The 20,192-nt window shown below is 70.2% G+C and carries 12 protein-coding genes; 4 read left to right on the forward strand and 8 right to left on the reverse strand.

The window, feature by feature from the left end:
• Positions 1–34: 34 nt before the first annotated feature.
• A complete protein-coding gene (locus DFR50_RS05890; protein ID WP_113888265.1) occupies positions 35–403 on the reverse strand; it encodes a phasin family protein in 369 nt (122 codons plus the stop codon).
• Positions 404–644: 241 nt separating this feature from the next.
• Here DFR50_RS05890 and DFR50_RS05895 point away from each other — a divergent pair, with 241 nt between their 5' ends.
• Positions 645–3,443 carry an ATP-binding protein gene (locus DFR50_RS05895; protein ID WP_113888266.1) on the forward strand — a complete coding sequence of 933 codons (2,799 nt, stop codon included), beginning with the start codon at positions 645–647 and terminating at the stop codon, positions 3,441–3,443.
• A gap of 40 nt (positions 3,444–3,483) precedes the next feature.
• On the opposite strand, the gene betA is transcribed toward DFR50_RS05895, so the two are convergent.
• The 4 genes from betA to DFR50_RS05915 all read right to left on the reverse strand — a co-directional run bounded on the left by betA (position 3,484) and on the right by DFR50_RS05915 (position 8,598).
• Positions 3,484–5,223 carry a choline dehydrogenase gene (gene betA / locus DFR50_RS05900; RefSeq protein ID WP_113888267.1) on the reverse strand — a complete coding sequence of 580 codons (1,740 nt, stop codon included), beginning with the start codon at positions 5,221–5,223 and terminating at the stop codon, positions 3,484–3,486.
• A 125-nt stretch (positions 5,224–5,348) separates the two neighbouring features.
• Entirely contained in the window at positions 5,349–6,548 is a 1,200-nt protein-coding gene (gene choV, locus DFR50_RS05905; RefSeq protein ID WP_113888268.1) for a choline ABC transporter ATP-binding protein, read from the reverse strand.
• A complete protein-coding gene (gene choW, locus DFR50_RS05910) occupies positions 6,548–7,393 on the reverse strand; it encodes a choline ABC transporter permease subunit (protein ID WP_113888368.1) in 846 nt (281 codons plus the stop codon). Before choW ends, choV begins: the two co-directional genes overlap by 1 nt.
• Before the next feature lie 254 nt (positions 7,394–7,647).
• Positions 7,648–8,598 (reverse strand): choline ABC transporter substrate-binding protein, encoded by a 951-nt coding sequence (locus DFR50_RS05915; RefSeq protein ID WP_113888269.1) that lies wholly within the window; start codon positions 8,596–8,598, stop codon positions 7,648–7,650.
• Between the two features lie 257 nt (positions 8,599–8,855).
• Here DFR50_RS05915 and DFR50_RS05920 point away from each other — a divergent pair, with 257 nt between their 5' ends.
• Complete coding sequence (locus DFR50_RS05920) at positions 8,856–11,417, forward strand: GcvT family protein (protein WP_113888369.1); 2,562 nt, start codon at positions 8,856–8,858, stop codon at positions 11,415–11,417.
• A gap of 282 nt (positions 11,418–11,699) precedes the next feature.
• Here DFR50_RS05920 and DFR50_RS05925 read toward each other — a convergent pair whose 3' ends face one another.
• The 3 genes from DFR50_RS05925 to DFR50_RS05935 form a co-directional block, all read right to left on the reverse strand.
• Positions 11,700–12,005 (reverse strand): HigA family addiction module antitoxin, encoded by a 306-nt coding sequence (locus DFR50_RS05925; RefSeq protein WP_113888270.1) that lies wholly within the window; start codon positions 12,003–12,005, stop codon positions 11,700–11,702.
• An 8-nt stretch (positions 12,006–12,013) separates the two neighbouring features.
• Complete coding sequence (locus DFR50_RS05930; RefSeq protein ID WP_113888370.1) at positions 12,014–12,298, reverse strand: type II toxin-antitoxin system RelE/ParE family toxin; 285 nt, start codon at positions 12,296–12,298, stop codon at positions 12,014–12,016.
• A gap of 127 nt (positions 12,299–12,425) precedes the next feature.
• Positions 12,426–14,003, reverse strand: a complete 1,578-nt coding sequence (locus tag DFR50_RS05935) for a trimethylamine methyltransferase family protein (RefSeq protein WP_425376066.1) — start codon at positions 14,001–14,003, stop codon at positions 12,426–12,428.
• A gap of 240 nt (positions 14,004–14,243) precedes the next feature.
• Here DFR50_RS05935 and gndA point away from each other — a divergent pair, with 240 nt between their 5' ends.
• Positions 14,244–15,680 (forward strand): NADP-dependent phosphogluconate dehydrogenase, encoded by a 1,437-nt coding sequence (gene gndA / locus DFR50_RS05940; RefSeq protein ID WP_113888272.1) that lies wholly within the window; start codon positions 14,244–14,246, stop codon positions 15,678–15,680.
• 105 nt (positions 15,681–15,785) lie between these two features.
• On the forward strand, positions 15,786–20,177 hold the full coding sequence (locus DFR50_RS05945; RefSeq protein ID WP_113888371.1) for a DEAD/DEAH box helicase: 4,392 nt from the start codon (positions 15,786–15,788) through the stop codon (positions 20,175–20,177).
• Positions 20,178–20,192: the final 15 nt, after the last annotated feature.

Consider the following 20,192-nt stretch of genomic DNA (forward strand, 5'->3'; position numbering starts at 1 on the left):
TTCGCGTTGACGGGATTGACGACGCGCGCGCCGGTCAGTGCGCGCTCGGCGTGATGCTCTTCTGGAGAGCCGCGGTGATTTCCTTGGCCTGCGTCTGCAGCGCGGCGATCTGGGTCTTCAGATAGTCGCTTTGGAGCGCGAGCGCTTCCTGCGGGTCTTTCGCCTTGACGAGCTTGTTGGCGAGGTCGAAGGCGGCGTTGACGTTCTGCTCGGTGTAGCTCAGGACGTGCGCGGCGAAGGTCTTCACCCCGCCCTGGCCGGCCGCTCCGGCGGCGTCGCCCATCGCGCCCGCGCTCCGTTGGGCGACGGCGAAGAAGCCCTCGAACGCCTTGCGCGTCTGCTCGACGCTGCGCTCGGCGAAGTCACGCAGATCGTTCGGAATTTCGAAAGGGGAAGTGCTCATTGCGGTCATGCCTTCCAGGATATTCGGCGAGTGGCCTCGGCCCATCGTCCAGGTTCCCTTAGCGCATGCCGTGTTGCAGTGCAACATAATTTTGCGTTGCACCACGAGTCTTAACCTTGCGCGAATTCCAGCCGTGGAGAAGCGTGGCGAAGTCTTTGGAACAGCGTTAAAGAATTGCTAACGGTGGCGGGCGTAGGCGTGGTTGACATCGCCCGGCCGAGCGTCCCAGAGCGAGCCGATCTTGAATCTTCCGCCGTCGAAAGGACCCGCAGAGAGCGCCGCGACGCCGGAGGCGAGCGAGGCGCTGTTGGCTGCGGCCGCACGGTCGGCTGCCGGGACGCCGCTCGCGTTCATCGACCCGCAGGGCCGGTGCGTCGCGATCACGGCGCCGGGGCGAACCCGTCTCGGAGCCGCGGATATCGCGGCGTTCCAGGGACGCTTTCTCGCGGGAAACGGGCCGGGCGCCAGACGGCTGCGGCATCTGGCGGCGACGTTGCCGGCGGACCAGGCGCCGAGACTCGAACGCATTCGCTGGTTCGAAGGATCGCGCGCGACAAGCCTCAACGTCCGGTGCGTTCGCGTCGCAACCTCCGATGGACAGAGCTATCTCATGCTCGCGACCGAGGACGGCGCTGCGCCGACGGCGCCGACGCCCGCGTCGGACGAGCCCGAGCGCGCGCCGCCCGTCGCGCCGGCGGCGGCGCGTCGCCCTTCGCGCTTTCTCTGGACCGTCGACGCGGACGGGCGCTTCGGCGCGCCCGACCCCGCGCTCGTCGCGACGCTCGGCGCCGCGGCGCCGCAAGGCGGCGAGCGCGTCGAGGCGGCGTGCCTGCGCGCCGCGGTCGCCGACGGCGCGGCGCTGGTCGCCGCCATCGGCAAGCGCGAGACCTTCGCCGGTGTGACCGTCCTGTGGGACGGAGGCGACGGGGCGCATGCCGTGCCGCTCACGTTCTCCGCCGCGCCGCTGTTCGACTCCGCGCGTGGATTTGCCGCCTTCAAGGGCTTCGGCGCGATCGGCGCGCCGGTCGAGGCTGCGAGACCGACGGCGACGGCGACCGAGGACGCCCAACCGGACTCCGCGCAGGCGGAGCCGCTCGACGCGCCCGCCCGGCCGCTCGACGAGGAGACGGCGGCGGCGTTCGCCGTGGATCGTCCGGCGGACGACGCCGAAGCGCCGCCGTCGCAACCGCCCGAACCGGCCGCGCCGCCGGAGGCCGCCGTCCCCCTCGAGCGGACGGCCGAGATCTACGTGCTGCGGCACGGTTCCGCGGCGCCGCCCGCGCCGTCCAAGATCGTCCCGATCCGGCCCGGCGCGTTCGACGCGTCCCGGCCTCACGACCCCGGCGACGACGGCGACGGCGGCGTCGAGCTCAGCAAGGCGGAGCGCGAGGCGTTTCGCGAAATCGCCCGCGCCCTCGTCGGCCGCGCTCCGGTCTCTCGTCACGACGCGCCGCCTCTTCCCGCCGCGCCGTCGCGGGAGGCGGCGCCGCTTCCAATCGAATCGGCGGGACCGGCGGTCCCGGCCCCCGACGCCGCGGCCGAGCGGCCTCGTCCGGCGGACTTCGACACGGCGCCGGTGCTGCGCAACACGCTGGCCCTGCTCGACCGCCTTCCCCTCGGCGTCCTCGTGGCGCGCGACGCCCAGCCGCTCTACGTCAATCTGACGCTGCTGGGGCTGCTCGGATATCCGGACGTGGAGCGCTTCGAGGCGGCGGCCGGCTTGTCCGCGATGTTTCAGGGCGGCGTCCGGCCTGCGCTGCCGGACGCCGACGACGGCCTGTTCTCGATCTTCACCGCGAATGGCGAAGCTCTCGCCGTCGAGGGGCGCGCGCAGGCGATCGTCTGGGACGGCGCGCCGGCGACGTTGATCATGCTGCGGCCGGCGGCGGGCGCCGGGCGCGCGGCCGCCCGAGCGGGCGGCGAACCGGAGGCCGTCGCCAACGACCTCGCCGAGATGCTGGCGCTCGCGACCGACGGCGCGGTGGTTCTCGATTCGGCGGGCCGAATCCAGTCGTTCAACGCCTCGGCGCAGAAGCTGTTCGGCTTCAGCGAGCACGAGGTGGCCGGAGAAAGCGTGCTGATGCTGCTCGCGCCGCAGAGCCATCCCGCAGCCACCGCGAGGCTCGAAAGCCTGAGCCGGCTCGACGAGGACGCCTCCGGCGAGCCGCGGCTCGCCGTCGTCGGCCGCGACCGCGACGGCGCGTCGCTCGCCCTCGGGCTGACGCTCGCCCGGGTCGGGCCGTCGGAAGCGCCGTATTATTGCGCGCTCTTCCGCAACATGCGACCCGAGCGCGACGCCGAGCGCCGGCTCGCGGCCGCGCGAGACGCGGCGCTCGCCGCGAGCGCCGCCAAGACCGATTTCCTCGCGCACGTCAGCCACGAGATCCGCACGCCGCTGCACGCCATCCTGGGCTTTGCCGAGGTGATGATGGAGGAGCGCTTCGGACCGATCGGCAACGACCGCTATCGCGACTATCTCAAGGACATCCACGCCTCGGGCCGGCACATCATGAGCCTGGCCGACGACCTGCTCGATCTGAGCAAGATCGAGTCGGGCAAGCTCGAGCTGGCGTTCGCGCCCGTGGACGCCAACAGCCTGATCCGGGAATGTGTGTCGTTGATGCAGCCGCAAGCCTCGCGCGAGCGAATCATCATGCGCCTGTCGCTGTTCGACCGGCTGCCCCGGGTGATCGTCGACGAGCGGTCGCTGCGGCAGATCATGCTGAACCTCATGTCCAACGCGGTGAAGTACAACGAGCCGGGCGGTCAAGTGATCGTCTCGACCGCCCTCGACGCGGCAGGACAGGCGGTCATCCGTGTGCGCGACACCGGCGTCGGCATGAACGAGAGCGAGGTCGGCGTGGCGCTCGAGCCGTTCGGCCAGGTGGGCCGCGGGGCGCGCAAGGGCGGCGTCGGCCTGGGCCTGCCGCTGACCAAGGCGCTGGTCGAGGCCAACAAGGCCGAGTTCTCGATCAAGAGCCGGCGCGACCACGGCACCCTGGTCGAAATCTGCTTCCCGCTCGTGCAGGCGGCCCAGTAAGCGGTCGCGGCGACGAAACCGGGCGCCGCTCAGGGAACGCTCATCGGGCCTCGCGCCCCTCGGGTAGCCAGCCGCCGCTCGCCATCGCGGCCTCCGGGTCGCGCCTCGGCTTCCGGCGCGGCGGTTCGCCCGCGGCGACGTAGGCGGGCGCATCGCTGCGCGGCAACGGCGCGCGGCCGCGAATCCGGTCGGCGATCTTCTCCGCCATCATGATGGTCGGCGCGTTGAGGTTGCCGGTCACGACCCGAGGCATGATCGAGGCGTCGACCACCCGCAGGCCTTCGAGCCCGCGCACGCGTCCCTGGCCGTCCACCACGGCCATCGCGTCCTCGCCCATCGCGCAGGAGCCGGCCGGATGGAAGGCGGTTTCGGCATGGGCGCGCACGAAGGCGTCGAGGTCCCGGTCGGTCCGCGCCGCTGCGCCCGGACTGATCTCCCGGCCGCGATAGCGGTCGAGCGCCGGCTGGGCGAAAATCTCCCGGGTGATGCGGATGGCGTCGCGAAACTCCCGCCAGTCCTGGTCGGTCGCCATGTAGTTGAACAGGATGCTCGGGTGGACGCGCGGATCCCGCGACGTCAGCCGGACCCGGCCGCGGCTCGGCGAGCGCATCGAGCCGACATGGGCCTGGAAGCCGTGCGCCTTCACCGCCCGCGCGCCGTTGTAGCTGATCGCCAGCGGCAGGAAGTGATATTGCAGGTTCGGCCAGGCGAAGTCCGGGCTCGAGCGGATGAAGCCGCCCGCCTCGAACTGGTTGCTCGCGCCGACCCCCGTCCCGGTGAACAGCCACTGCGCGCCGATCCAGGCCTGGCGCCACGGCGCGAGCGCGTAAGCCAGCGACACCGGCTCGCGGCACTCGCACTGCATGTAGATCTCGAGATGATCCTGCAGGTTTTCTCCCACCCCGGGCAGGTCGAGGACCACGGGAACGCCGAGCCCGGCGAGCGCGTCGGCCGGACCGACGCCCGAGCGCTGGAGGAGCTGGGGCGAGGCGATGGCGCCGGACGAGACCAGCACCTCGCGCGTCGCGCGGACGATCACGGCCTCGCGGCCGCCGCGCGCGTGGTAGGCGACGCCAGCAGCGCGCCCGCCCTCGAACAGGATGCGGTCGGTCAGGGCATGGGTGGCGATGGTCAGGTTCGGCCGGTCTCGGGCCTGGTCGAGGTAGCCGCGCGCGGTGCTGGATCGCCGCCCGCGCGGAGTCACGGTCCGGTCCATCGGGCCGAAACCCTCCTGCTGGTAGCCGTTGAGGTCGGAGGTGCGCGGATAGCCGGCCTCCACGCCCGCTTCGACCAGCGCCTCGTACAGGACGTTGCGGCCGGGCTTTGCCGTCGTGACGCGAACCGGCCCGTCGCCGCCGTGGTAGGGGTCGGGCCCGACGTCGCGCCGCTCGGCCTTGCGGAAATAGGGCAGGCAGCTGGCGTAGTTCCAGTCCGAAAGCCCCGGCAGCTGCGCCCAGCCGTCGTAGTCGAGCGCGTTGCCCCGGATGTAGCACATGCCGTTGATCAGCGAGGACCCTCCGAGGCCCTTGCCTCGTCCGCACTCCATGCGGCGATCGTTCATGTGCGGCTCGGGATCGGTGAGGTAGGCCCAGTTGTAGCGCCGTCCCCGCAGCGGCCAGGCCAGCGCCGCCGGCATCTGGGTGCGGAAGTCGAAACGATAGTCGGGCCCGCCGGCCTCGAGCAGCAGGACGCGCGCGTCGGCGTCCTCGGTCAGGCGCGCGGCCAGCACGTTCCCGGCGGAACCCGCTCCTACGATGATGAAGTCATAGTCCCGCGTCATGCTCGGCGTTCCGGACCGCCTGCGAACCGCCGTCTTCGCGTCCGACGTGGATCGGCTTCACGCGTGTACAGCGCTCCTCGCCTCGACGCCACCCGCAGGCCCGGCGCCGCTCTCTTCGACCTCGCTCACACCGACGGCCGCCGCTGCTGCAACAGGGCGCGGTAGATTTCGTCGTCGCCGCACAGCCCCGCCATCCGTCCGAGATCGTCGACCAGCACGATCGGGTTGCCGGAAAAGCTCCTGAGCGCGATCGCCGACCGCATTCTCAGGTCGATGGGCGCCACCACGATGTCGACGTCGTCCGGATTGGTCGCCGCGATCTGGCCGGTGGCGCGATCGGCCACCGCCATCGCGCCGGCGCGTCCGTCGAGGGTCACGCCGGACGGCCGGCCGTCGCCGTCGAGCCTGAGGCGGATGCGCCCGCCGCGGTCGAGCAGCATCTCGTCGTCGGCGCGCACGAGCGCGGCGGCCGGCGTCATCAGGGCGCCGCCGCGGAGCACGTTGAGCGGGTTCATGTGCTTGACGAACTCGGCGACGTAGGCGTTCGCCGGCCGCAGCAGGATGTCCTCCGCCCGGCCGCACTGGACGATGCGTCCGCCCTCGAGGATGGCGATCTTGTTGCCGATCTTCAGCGCTTCGTCGAGGTCGTGGCTGACGAAGATGATCGTCTTCCTCAACTCCGACTGCAGCGCGAGCAGTTCGTCCTGCAACTTGTCCCGGATCAGCGGATCGAGCGCGGAAAAGGGCTCGTCCATCAGCAGGATGTCGGCGTCGGTGGCGAAGGCGCGCGCCAGCCCGACGCGCTGCTGCATGCCCCCCGAGAGTTCGTGGGCGTACTTGCCCGCCCATTGCGTGAGCCCCACCATGGCGAGCTTCTCCGCCACGACCTTGTCGATCTGCGGTTTCGGCGTGCGGCGCAATTCGAGGCCGAAGGCGATGTTTTCCGCCACCGTGCGCCACGGCAGCAGGGCGAATTGCTGGAACACCATCGCAACGCGCCCGGTGCGCAGCGCCCGAAGCTCGCCCGCCGAACAATGCGCGACGTCGATCGCGCCGCCCTCGTGCTTCACCAGCACGCGGCCGCGGGCGACCTTGTTCAGTCCGTTGACGGCGCGCAGAATCGTCGACTTGCCCGAGCCGGACAGGCCCATGAGGACGCAGATCTCTCCCGGCTCGACCGCGAGGTCGACGCCGGCCGCGCCGAGCACCACGTTGGTCGCCTTCAGGATCTCGTCGCGCGTGGCGCCCTTGTCGATCAGCGCGATGGCCTCCGCCTGCCGATCGCCGAAAAGGATGTCGACGTGGTCGAAGATGACGGCGGACATCAGGCGCGCTTTCGTTCGGGGCTGCGGAACACGCGATCGAGAACGATGGCGAGCAGCACGATCGACATGCCGGCCTCGATGCCCATCGGGATGTTGACGGTTCCGAGCGCCCGCACCACCGGCGTGCCGAGGCCGGTTGCGCCGACCAGCGCCGCGATCACCACCATCGACAGGCTCAGCATGATGCATTGCGTGATCCCGGCCATGATCGTCGGCAGCGCGTGCGGCAGTTCGACCTTCCACAGCAGTTGACGTTTCGTCGCGCCGAAGGCTTCGCCGGCCTCCTTCAGCGACGCCGGCACGGAGACGATGCCGAGATGGGTCAGCCGGATCGGCGCCGGGATCGCGAAGATCACCGTCGAGATCAGGCCCGGGGCGGAGCCGAGGTGGAACAGCACCAGCGTCGGGATCAGGTAGACGAAGGTCGGCAGCGTCTGCATCAGGTCGAGCAGCGGCCGCATCGCCGAATAGAGCCACGGCCGGTGCGCCGAGGCGATGCCGAGCGGAACCCCGATGACGACGCTGGCGAGGGTGGCGAATCCCACCAGCGAGATGGTCTCGACCGTCGCTTCCCAGTAGCCGAGATTGGCGATGATCAGGAAGGCTGCGACGACGAACAGCGAAAGCTTCCAGGATCGGTGCAGCCACCAGGCGAGCGCCGCGATCGCGAAGACGACGATCAGGAACGGGATGTGCAGCAGAACGGCGGTGAAACCGTCCACCAGGAAGTCGATGATCGCGGTGACGGCGTCGAAGAAGCCGGCGGCGTGGTCCTGAAGCCAGTTGATGCCGATCTTGGCCCACCGCCCCAACGGAATCCTCGGCTCGGTGAACCACTGTTCCAAGGCGCCGCTCCCGTTCCGCCTGCCCCAGGACCGTATCGCGAACGGGATCAGATTCAGCGCGGAATCTTCCAGCCCGGTTCGCAATGCAGAATAGGCATGCGGTCGCGTTTCGTCATGCAAAATTCATCGCGACAAGCCGCGGTCCGGCGGGCGCCTCGTCCACCGCGTTCCGCTGGCCCGACGGCGGCGCGAACGCGCCGCCGTCGCGAGCGGCCGTCGGCGCGCGATCGCGCCGACGCCTCCCCTTGCGCCGGTCAGTTCAGCCCGAAATGCTTCTTCACCGCCGGCAGTCCGGGCTGGCCGTCGAAGGTCGTCACGCCGTCCAGCCACGCCGTCAGCGGCTTCGGATTGGCCACGATCCATTCCTTCGCCGCGACCGGACCGTCCTTGCCGTCGGTCAAGATCTTGTTCATCACCTCGTTCTCGATGTCGACGGTGAACACGAGATTCTTGATCAGCTTCGCGGCGTTCGGGCATTCCTCCGCCCAGCCGGCGCGCTCGTTGGTGTAGACGACGGCGCCGCCGAAGTTCGGGCCGAAGACGTCGTCGCCGCCGGCGAGATAGTCGATCTTGTAATTGACGTTCATCGGGTGCGGCGCCCAGCCGAGGAACACCACGTCCTCGTGGCGGCGGGTGGCGTTCTCGACCTGGGAGAGCATGCCCTGCTCGCTCGATTCGACCAGCTGGAAATCCTTGAGGCCGAACTTGCCGTCCTTGATCATGTCCAGGACGAGGCGGTTGCCGTCGTTGCCGGGCTCGATGCCGTAGATCTTGCCGTGCAGCGAGTCCTTGAACTTGGCGACGTCGGCGAAGGTCTTGAGCCCCTTGTCGAAGGTGTAGGTCGGCACCGCGAGCGTGTATTTCGCGCCCTCGGGCAGGTTGGCGCCGACGACGACGACCGACTTGTCCTCGACATAGGGCTTGCGATCGTTTTCCATCGACGGCTGCCAGTTGCCGAGGAACACGTCGATGTCCTTGTTCTTCATCGACGTGTAGGTCACCGGAACGGACAGCACCGTCACTTTGGGCGTGTAGCCGAGCGCGGTCAGGATTTGCGACGCGATCGCCGTCGTCGAGGTGATGTCCGTCCAGCCGACATCCGAGAATTTCACGGTCTTGCAGGTTTCCGGATCGCCCGCGAACGCGCCGGACGTCGCAACCGCAGCCGCCGCGGCGAGCGCCGCGATCCCCATCAGTTTTTTCATGATTTTCCTCCGCGTCCGGGCGCCTGTGGCGGCCCCGTCGAAGCGGCATGCAACCACAGGCGCTCCACGCTGTCACGCCCGAAGTTCCCTCGCGCCCCGCCCGGAATTCGGCGTCACGCTCGCCTTGCGCGCGCCGGATTCCTCTCCTCTTGCCGCTCGCGCCGTCGCTCCCGGCATTGGATTTGAGCAGCGTGTTGAATATAGATTCGGGCCCGCGTCCCGCAGCGGCGCGCGAGACGCTGATCGAGGAGGGCCTGTTGGCTCAGTTGCCGGACAAAGCGAAGGTCGTCGTCATCGGCGTCGGCGGCATCGTCGGCGCTTCCGTCGCGCATCACCTCGTCGAGCGGGGCTGGGACGACATCGTCGGCATCGACACGTCGGGCGTGCCGACCGACATCGGCTCGACCGGCCACGCCTCCGATTTCTGCTACACGACGGCCCACGACTTCCTGTCCACCTGGACGACGCTCTACTCCATCGACTTCTATGAGAAGCTCGGCCATTACGACCGCATCGGCGGCCTCGAGGTCGCCCGCGTCGGCGACGACGCGCGCATGGACGAGATCCGGCGCAAGGTCGCCTCGGGCAAGGCTTTCGGCGCCCGCGCCCGCCTCGTCGGGCCGGCGGAAATCAAGGAGAGATTTCCGCTGATCGAGCAGGACAAGGTCCAGGGCGGCCTGTGGGACCCGGACGCCGGGCTGGTCGTTCCGCGCTCGCAAGCCGTCGCCGGCGAACTGGTCGATCGCGCCGTCGCCGCCGGCAAGCTCGCGGCGTTCGCCAACACGCCCGCGACCGCGCTCGTGATCGAGGGCGGGCGCATCCGGGGCGTCGTGACGCCGCGCGGGACGATCGCCGCCGACCATGTCGTCGTCTGCGCCGGCCTGTGGGGCCGTCTGATCGCCGAGATGGCGGGCGAGGACCTGCCGGTCATGCCGATCGACCATCCGCTCACCTTCTTCGGCCCCTATGACGCGTTCGCGGGGACGGGCAAGGAGATCGGCTGGCCGCTGCTGCGCGACCAGGGCAACTCGGCCTACATGCGCGACACCGGGGATCCAACAACCTCGGAAGGCGGCATGATCGAGTGGGGCTATTACGAGGAGACCCATCCGCGCCTCTGCCACCCGCGCGAGATCCTGGAAAAACATCAGGCGCGGCTGTCGCCCTCGCAGCGCGACCTCGACATGGAGCAGATTCTGGCGCCGCTCGAACGCGCGATCGAGCTGACGCCGATTTTGGGGGAGCTCGGCTACGACGCGCGTCGCTCCTTCAACGGCCTCTTGCAGGTGACGGCCGACGGCGGCCCCTCGATCGGCGAGAGCCGCAAGGCGCGGGGCCTGTGGTACGCGGTCGCCGTCTGGGTCAAGGACGCGCCGGGGACGGGCAAGCTCGTCGCCGACTGGATGACCGACGGCCGGACCGGGATCGACCACGCCCGGATCGACGTCGCCCGCTTCTATCCTCACCAACTCGAGGAGGCGTTCATCGAAGGCCGCTGCCGCGAGGCGGCGCAAAAAGTCTACAATCCCGCCGTCCACCCGCGCGAGCCCTACGCCACCGGCCGCAACATCCGCCGCTCGCCCTTCTACGCGCGGGAGGTCGAACTCGGCGGCCACTTCATGGAGCTCGCCGGCTGGGAGCGCGCGCACGGCTACGCCGCCAACGCGCATCTTCTGGAGACATACGGCGACCGCGTTCCGGTGCGCGCGAACGAATGGGACAACCGGCACTTCTGGCGCGTCTCCAACGCTGAGCAGCTCGCCATGAGCGACGACTGTGGGATCATCAACCTGTCGCACTTCGCCGTCCTCGACGTCGAGGGGCCCGACGCGGTCGCGCTGATGGAATGGGCGTGCGCCGCCAGGATCGGCGGCGACGCCAATCTCGGCAAGGGCATCTACACCCACTTCCTCGACGACGAGGGGAACGTCCGCGCCGACCTGACCGTGTTTCGCCTGGAAGACCGCTGCCGGGTGGTCGACGGCGCAGACGCCGGCATGCGCGATTTCGCCTACCTGCGCCGCGTGGCGGCGGACAAGGGTTTTGACGTCACGGTGACCGACCTGACCGAAAAAATCATCACCATCGGCGTCTGGGGCCCGAACGCGCGCGCCACGCTGCAGAAGGTGGTCGCCGACCCGGCGGCGCTCGCGCCGGAGAATTTTCCATTCGCGGCGCTCCGTCCGATCACGATCGCCGGCAAACCCGTTCTCGCCTTCCGCATCTCCTATGTCGGCGAGCAGGGTTTTGAGCTGCACATGGCCTACGACGACGGCCTCGCGGTTTGGGACGCCATCCGCGCGCAGGGCGTCGTCGCGGTCGGGATCGAGACCTACGCCAACAGCCGGCGCATGGAAAAGAGCCTGCGCCTGCAGAACGCCGACCTCACCACCGAATACAACCTGTTCGAGGCGGACCTCGCCCGGCCCAAGGTCAAGGACGCCGATTTTCGCGGCAAGGCGAAACACCTCGAATACCGCGCGCGCGACAAGCAGCCGGCGATCCTGTGCACGCTGGTGATGACGGACAACGACGATGCGAAGGGGGTCGCGCGCTATCCGGTCGGGACGCTGCCGGTGATCGACCCGGCGACCGGCGAGACGCTGGTCGACGCGCTCGGCCGCCGCTCCTACACCACCTCGATCGCCTACGGGCCGTCGATCGGCAAAAACATCGCCCTCGCCTACCTGCCGTGGGACCATGCGCAGACGGGGCGAAAGCTCGCCGTGCAGTATTTCGCCGACGTCTATCCGGTCGAGGTGGCGGCGGTTGGTTACAAGGCGCTCTACGACCCGGAGAATTCTAGGCCGCGAAGCTGAGCGGCGGGGGTCCCTCCGGCGCCGCGTGAGGGTCAGCCTGTTGAGGTCACCGCCGCGTCTTGACTCGCGTGACCCTCGCCGCTCAGTTCGTCGCGTCCGGCATCGGCGGCGCCTTGCGTTCCTCGATGAAGGCTCGGATCGCCTCGTCCTTCGCCGGATCGAGCGTGAGCGCTGCGCAATCGCGGGGCATCGCCTTCCAGAGCGCGCTGGCGTCCTCGCGTCCTTCGTGGCGCTAGACGATCTTGTGCGCGGCGATGGGTTCGTGTGAGCGCGTCGCCCGCCTCAGGCTGAGGACTCGGCCGCCGCGACGGGCCGCGTCGGCAGCTTTGCAACCGCCGCGCCAACCTGAGCGGCGGCTTTGTCGAGATCGTATGCTGTCTGGAGGTTCAGCCAGAACTGAGCGCTGGTCCGAAACCAATGTCCAAGCCGCAGGGCGGTGTCCCCGGTGATGGCGCGCTTGCCGGCGATGATCTGGCTTATGCGGTTTGACGGCACGTCGATCTGCCGGGACAACTCGGTCGGCAGGACGTTCAGCTCTCTCAGCTCATCGGCGAGAATTTCACCGGGATGGATGGGCGTGCGGGCCATGATTGCACCTAATGGTAGTCTACGATTTCGACGTTTGACGGGCCGCTCGCGTCTGGCGGCCACTCGAAGCAAATTCGCCACTGCTGGTTGACCCGGATCGAGTACTGCCCCGCACGGTCGCCTTTGAGGGCTTCCATGCGGTTGCTGGGCAGCGCAGCCAGGTCGGCAAGCGTGACCGCAGCGTCGAGAATACGAAGCCGCTTCTCGGCCTGCTCTTTGAAGCCATGAAACGCGGGGACGAGTTCGCCTTCGGCGAACTGCTTCGTCCGCTTGTCCCCGTAGCTCGAGATCATGACCATCAGGGTATTGAGTTTGACGATGTACGTCAAACGTCAATCAGGCCATTTCGCTTTCCGGTCGGCGCGCGCGTGAGCCGTCGAACAGGCTGCGGGTTTTGCTCAACAGGGGGGCCGCAGCCCCTCAGTACGTCGCGTCCGGCATCGACGCCTTGCGTTCCTCGATGAAGGCGCGGATCGCCTCGTCCTTGGCCGGATCGAGCGAAGGCGCCTCGTAGTCCGCGAGCATGCCCTTCCACAGCGCGTTGGCGCGGGTCGCCGCGTCCTTCGCGCCTTCCTCCTGCCATTGCTCGACCGAATTGTTGTCGGCGACGTTCGAGCGGTAGAAGGCGGTCTCGAAATTCGCCTGGGTGTGCGGGCAGCCGAGGAAATGGCCGCCGGGCTCGACCTGGCGGAAGGCTTCCATCCCCTGGCCGTTGTCGCTGAGGTCGACGCCCTTCGCCAGCACGTGCATGGCGCCCAGCTGGTCGAAATCGAGCGCGAATTTCTCGTAGGAAGCCGTCAGGCCGCCTTCCATCCAGCCGGCTGCGTGGAGCACGAAATTGGTCCCGGCGAGCACCGTCGGCAGCAGCGTCTGCGCGCTCTCGTAGGCCGCCTGCGCGTCGGGAATCTTCGAAGCGCAGAGCGAGCCGCCGGTGCGGAACGGCATGTTCATCCGCCGCGCGAGCTGCGCCGCGCCGAAAATCGCGAGCGACGCCTCGGGCGTGCCGAAGGTCGGAGCGCCCGACTGCATCGAGATCGTCGAGACGAAGGTCCCGAACACCACCGGCGCGCCGGGCCGGACGAGCTGACAGAAGGCGGTCCCCGCCATTACCTCGGCGAGCACCTGCGTCAGCGTGCCGGCGACCGTCACCGGGCTCATCGCCCCCGACAGGATGAAGGGGGTGATGATGCAGGCCTGGTTCGCCCGCGCATAGACTTCCGCCGCGCCGAGCATAGTCGAATCCCACACCAGCGGCGAATTGGCGTTGATCAGGCTCGTCAGCACCGTGTTGTCGCGCACGAACGCCGCGCCGAACAAGAGTTCGCAGATGCGCACGCTGTCCTCGGCCCGCTCGGGCTTCGTCACCGAGCCCATGAACGGCTTGTCGGAATATTTCACATGCGCATAGACCATCTCGAGGTGGCGCTTGTTCACCGGCAGGTCGACCGGCTCGCACAGCGTCCCCCCCGAATGGTGGATGAACGGGCTCATGTAGGCGAGCCTGACGAAATTCTGGAAGTCCTCGATCGTCCCGTAGCGGCGGCCGCGGTCGAGGTCGTGCACGAACGGCGAGCCGTAGTTCGGCGCGAACACCGTCGCGTCGCCGCCGATGACGACGTTGCGCTCGGGGTTGCGCGCGTGCTGCACGTAGCGCGAAGGCGCGGTCGCGCACAGGGCTCGCGCGAGGCCGCGGGGAAAGCGGACGCGGACGCCCTGCACGTCGCAGCCGGCGGCGCGAAAGAGGTCGAGCGCGCGCGGGAAATCGCGGAATTCGATGCCGACCTCCTGCAGCAGGGTGTCGGCGTTGCGCTCGATGATCTCGAGCCCCTCGGCGCTGAGGACCTCGGTGAGCGGGATGTTCCGTCTGATGTAGGGAATGGATAGGGACGCCGCCTTGGCGCGCGCGCTGCGTCTGGCTTCGCGTCCCCGGCGAGGTTCGCGGGCGGCGGTGGGCTCTGACATGGGCTGCGATCCTCCGGCTGGCGGGACGTCCGACATCGCGGCGCGCGCCCGAGCCGCTCGCAGGCTCTTCCAGGCGGCGCGCGCCGCGCGAATGTCGCGGCTTTCTCCTTCGCATTGAAGGCGCCGGTCCGCCAAGAGGGCAGGCGACAGCGGCGGATGCGCGCGCGGGCGGGGCGGCGCATTCCCGTCTCGGGATTGACGGAATCGGCGCTCACGCTGGGGAGACTGGGGGGCCGCGACCGGCGGCCACCCCGCGACCTTCGAGGGAGAGCACGCATGCCTGAACTGGCCGACATCGGCGTCCTGGGCCTGGCCGTCATGGGAGCGAATCTGGCGCGCAACGCCGCGCGCAAGGGGTTCGGCGTCGCGCTCTACAACCGGCATCCGGAACGAACCGACGAACTCGTCCGCGAGCATGGGGGAGAGGGACGTTTCCTTCCCTCGAAAACGCTGGAGGACTTCGTGGCGAGTCTGGCGAGGCCGCGCGCGATCCTCGTCATGGTGCAGGCGGGGAAGGCGGTCGACGACGTGATCGCCGAGCTGTCGCCGCTGCTCGAGGCGGACGACATTGTCATCGACGGCGGAAACTCGCTGTTCACCGACACCGCGCGCCGATGCAAGGCCTGCGCCGACAAGGGGATCCGCTTCCTCGGCATGGGCGTCTCGGGCGGCGAGGTCGGCGCGCTCGAAGGCCCGAGCATGATGCCGGGCGGCGACCGCTCGGCCTACGACCGGCTGGCGCCGATCCTCGACCGCATGGCCGCCTCGGTCGATGGAACCCCGTGCTGCGTCTATGTCGGCCCCGGGGGCGCCGGCCACTACGTGAAAATGGTCCACAACGGCATCGAATACGCCGACATGCAGCTGATCGCGGAAGCCTACGACCTGATGAAGAGCTTGTACGGCCTCGACGCGCCGGCGCTCGCCGGGATCTTTTCCGAGTGGAAGCAGGGCGATCTCGACAGCTATCTGATCGAGATCACCGCGACGGTGCTGCGCAAGACCGACGCCGGCGGCCAGCCGCTCGTCGACGTCATTCTCGACGAGGCCGAGCAGAAGGGAACCGGCCGCTGGACCGCGCAATCGGCCCTCGACCTCGGCGTGCCGCTGACGGCGATCACGGAAGCGGTGTACGCCCGCGCCCTGTCGGCGCAACGCGCACGGCGGGCCGAGGTGGAGCGGAAGATCGGCCGCTCGCCGCCGCCGGCGCGCAAGGCCGGCGCCGCCGCGATCGCCGCCGTCCGCGACGCGCTCTACGCCTCGAAGGTCGTCGCCTACGCGCAGGGGTTCGAGCAGATGGCGGCAGCCTCGGCCGAGTTCGGCTGGGACCTGAAGCTCGCCGATATGGCGACCATCTGGCGCGGCGGCTGCATCATCCGCGCCCGCCTGCTCGACCGGATCAGGGCCGCCTACGATCGCGACCCGAAACTCGGGACCTTGCTCCTCGACGACGATTTCCTGTCGGCGGTGACGATGGCGAGCGACGCCTGGCGCGCGGTGGTCGGGCTCGCGGTCGCCAACGGCGTCCCGGCGCCGGCCTTTTCGTCGGCGCTCGCCTATTTCGACGGCCTCGGCCGCGCCCGCGGGCCGGCCAACCTGCTGCAGGGCCTGCGCGACTATTTCGGCGCCCATACCTATCGCCGCCTCGACAAGCCCGGCCGCTTCCACACATTGTGGAGCGAGGGCGGCGCGGAGGTGCAGGTGGACCGCTGACGGCGCGTTCGATCGGCCTGTCCCCGATCGCGGTCGAGCCCTCGCATTCCCGCGCCGAAGCGCCATATCGGGGGCGTCATGATCGAAGGCGACCGAGCCGAAGCGATGCGATCCTCATTCGGCGCCGACGATCGCGCCGCGCAGACGGGCGACCGGGGACATAGGGCTTTCTCCGACCCCGCGGCCGTCTTCCATCCCGCCGTCGCGGCGTGGTTTTCGGGCGCGTTCCCGGCCGCGAGCCCCGCCCAGGCCGGCGCCTGGCCGGCCATCAAGGCCGGACGTCCGACGCTGATCGCCGCGCCGACCGGCTCCGGCAAGACGCTCGCCGCCTTCCTCGCCGCCATCGACGACCTCGTCCGCCGGGGCCTGGACGGCACGCTCACGGAGGCCGTGCAGGTCGTCTACGTCTCGCCGCTCAAGGCGCTGTCGAACGACATTCACCGCAATCTCGAGGCCCCGCTCGAGGGCATCCGGCGGGCGCTCGCGTCCGGCGGCTGGCCCGACGTGGCCTTGCGCACCCTGGTGCGCACCGGCGACACCGCCGCCAGCGAGCGCGCCCGCATGCGGCGCAAGCCGCCGCACATCCTGGTGACGACGCCCGAGTCGCTCTACGTGCTGCTCGGCTCCGAATCCGGGCGGCGGATGCTGGCGTCGACGCGGACCGTCATTGTCGACGAGATCCACGCCGTCGCGCCGAACAAGCGCGGCGCGCATCTGGCGCTGTCGCTCGAACGTCTGTCGGCGCTGTGCGGCGACCGCCTTCAGCGCATCGGGCTGTCGGCGACGCAAAACCCGATCGGCGAAATCGCGAATTGGCTGGTCGGCGCGAGCGGGAGCGGCGATCCGGCGGCGGAGGTCGCCATCGTCGATTCCGGCTTCCAGCGGCGGCGCGATCTCGCCATCGAGACGCCCGGCTCGCCGCTCGAAGCGGTGATGTCCAACGAGGTCTGGAGCCAGGTCTACGACCGCCTCGCCGACCTCATCGGCCGGCACAAGACCACGCTCGTCTTCGTCAACACCCGCCGCATGAGCGAACGCGTCGCGCGGGAGCTCTCCGACCGGCTCGGCGAGGGCGCCGTCGCCACCCATCACGGCAGCATGGCCAAGGAGAAACGACTCGCCGCCGAACAGCGGCTCAAACGCGGCGAGCTGCGGGCGATGGTCGCGACCGCCTCGCTCGAGCTCGGCATCGACATCGGCGACGTCGAGCTCGTCTGCCAGCTCGGCTCGCCGCGCTCGGTCGCGACCTTTCTGCAGCGGGTCGGGCGCTCCGGCCACGCGATCGACGGCACGCCGAAAGGTCGCCTGTTTCCCCTCTCGCGCGACGACCTCGTCGAATGCGCGGCGCTGCTCGATTGCGTTCGGCGCGGCGAGCTCGACCGGCTCGCCATCCCCGATCGGCCGCTCGACGTGCTCGCGCAACAGATCGTCGCCGAAGTCGCGGCAAAGGACTGGGGGGAGACCGAGCTGTTCGACCGGCTCCGGCGCGCCTGGCCCTATCGCGCGCTCGCGCGCGAGGACTTCGACGCGGTCGTGCGGACGCTCGCCGAGGGCTTCGCCACCCGTGTCGGCCGGCGCGGCGCGCTGCTGCATCGCGACGCGATCCACGGGGTCCTGCGCGGCCGGCGCGGCGCCCGGACGACGGCGCTGACCTCCGGCGGCGCCATTCCCGACACCGCCGACTATTCCGTGCTGCTCGAGCCGGAGAACCACGTCGTCGGCAGCGTCAACGAGGACTTCGCCGTCGAGAGCCTGACGGGCGACGTGTTCCAGCTCGGCAACGCGTCCTACCGCATTCTCCGGGTGGAGCGTGGAACCGTGCGGGTCGAGGACGCCCGGGGCCAGCCGCCGAATCTGCCGTTCTGGCTCGGCGAGGCGCCGGGGCGGGCGGACGCGCTGTCGGCCTCGGTGTCGCGGCTGCGCGCCGGGGCGGAGGCCCGCCTGCGCGCCGATCCGTCCGGCGGCGCGCTCCGCGGCTGGCTCGAGGCCGAGATCGGCACGGGCGCGGCGGCGGCGCAGGAGATCGCCGAATACCTCTCCGCCGCCCTCGCCGCGCTCGGGGTCCTGCCGACCCGGGAGGTGGTGGCGCTCGAGCGGTTCTTCGACGAATCGGGGGGCATGCAGCTCGTCGTCCATTCCCCCAACGGCAGCCGACTCAACCGCGCGTGGGGGCTGGCGCTGCGCAAGCGCTTCTGCCGAAAATTCAATTTCGAGCTGCAGGCGGCGGCGACCGAGGACGCGATCGTGCTCTCGCTCACCTCGGCGCACAGTTTTCCGCTGGAAGAAGTGACCCGCTACCTGAACGCGAAAACCGTCCGGCCGCTGCTGGTGCAGGCGATGCTGGACGCGCCGATGTTCGCCGCGCGCTGGCGCTGGGCGGCGGGCGTGTCGCTGGCGCTGCCGCGCTTCCGTGCGGGCAAGCGGGTTCCGCCGCAGATCCTGCGGATGCAGGCCGAGGATCTGATCGCGGCGGTTTTTCCGGATCAGATCGCCTGCGCCGAGAACCTCGCCGGCGACCGCGAGGTCCCCGACCACCCGCTCGTCAACCAGGCGGTCGCCGACTGCCTGCACGAGGCGATGGACATCGAGGGCCTGGAGCGGCTGCTGCGCGGCGTCGAGACGGGGGAGATCCGAACGGTCTGCCGCGACGTCACGCAGCCCTCCCCGCTCGCCCTCGAAGCTTTGTGCGCAAAACCCTACGCCTTCCTCGACGACGCGCCGCTCGAGGAGCGCCGGACGCAGGCGGTGATGGCGCGGCGCTGGCAGGGCCCGGACGGCGCTTCCGATCTCGCCCGGCTCGACCCGCAGGCGGTCGAGGCGGTCAGCGCCGAGGCCTGGCCGGACCCGGCCGACGCCGAGGAGTTGCACGACGCCCTCCTGTGGCTGGGCTTCCTCACGGAAGCCGAAGCGCGTTCGTCGCCGGACTGGGGCGGCTGGCTGAACGCGCTCGCGGCGCAGGGCCGGGCGACCCGAATCGCCGCGCCGCACGCGTTGCTGTGGGCGCCGGCCGAGCGGGCGAACGAATTCCGCGCCCTCTGGCCGGGCGCGCGGCTGGGTCCCGTAAACGCTCCGCCGGCCGAACACGCTCAGGCGCCGGCGCCGGCCGCCGAGGACGCGCTGATCGCCCTGCTGCGCGGCCGGCTCGAAGGGTCGGGCCCGGTCACCGCGACCGCGCTCGCAGCCATGCTCGGGCTCGAGCCGACGGTGATCGCCCAGGCGCTCGCCGCGCTCGAGGCGGAGGGCGCAATCCTGCGCGGGCGCTTCGACGCGCGCGTCAACGACGAGCAATGGTGCGACCGGCGCCTCGTCGCCCGCATCCACCGGCGCACGGTGAACCGTCTGCGCGCCGAGATCGAGCCGGTGGCGGCGCGCGACTTCCTGCGCTTCCTGTTCGACTGGAGCCATGTCGACGACGAGGCGCGCCTGGAGGGGCCGGACGCGCTGCCGCAGGCGCTGGCGATGCTCGAAGGTTTCGAGGCGCCGGCGCGCGCCTGGGAGACGGAAATTCTTTCGGCGCGGCTCGACGGCTATCAGCCGTCCTGGCTCGACGCCGCGTGCCAGGCCGGCCGAATCGCGTGGACGAGACTCACGCCGACGACGGGCGAAGCGGGCGCGCGCACGCCCGTGCCGGCGACGCCGATTGCCCTCGTCGACCGGCGACGCATGGGCCTTTGGACGTCGCTCGCGCCGCCGGCCGGCGCGCCCGCCCTCGGCGGCCGGGCCGCGGCCGCGCTGGAGGCGCTCGAGACGCACGGCGCGCTGTTCTTCGACGAGCTGGTCGACGCGACCCGGATGCTGCGCGCGGAAGTCGAGGCGGCGCTCGGCGAATTGGTCGCGCAGGGCCTCGTCGCCTCCGACGGCTTTGCGGGCCTGCGCGCCCTGCTGACGCCGTCGAGCAAGCGCCAACCGCGTTTCGGCCTGAAGCGCCGCGGCAAGATCCTGCCGTTCGCCATCGAAAGCGGCGGACGGTGGGCGGTGGTGCGCCGCGTCAGGGCCGGGGGCGACGACGCGCGCGCCGCGGCGGTCGAATCCGTCGCGCGCGTGCTGCTCGCGCGCTACGGCGTGATGTTCTGGCGGCTGATGGCGCGCGAGCCGGCGTGGCTGCCGCCGTGGCGGGAACTGGCGCGCGTCTACCGCCGGCTCGAAGCGCGGGGCGAGATTCGCGGCGGCCGCTTCGTCGCCGGGGTCACGGGAGAGCAGTTCGCCTTGCCCGAGGCGGTGGCCGCGATGCGGGAAGTCCGCCGTCGCCCGAGCGACGGCCGCTGGGTCTCGCTCTCAGGCGCCGACCCGCTGAACCTCGTCGGCATCCTGACGCCCGGCGCCCGGCTCGCGGGCGTGACCGCCAACCGCGTCGTCTATCGCGACGGGCTGCCGGTCGCGTCGCTGTCCGGCGGCGCGGTCCAGATCGACTCCGGGCTCGCGGGTTCGGACCGGTGGGAAGCGGAGCGCCGACTCGCGCGCTCGTCCGCGTCGGGCTTGATCGCGGGGCTGGCGTAGGGTAGCCGCGCTCCA

This window comes from Roseiarcus fermentans (assembly GCF_003315135.1).
GTDB lineage: Bacteria > Pseudomonadota > Alphaproteobacteria > Rhizobiales > Beijerinckiaceae > Roseiarcus > Roseiarcus fermentans.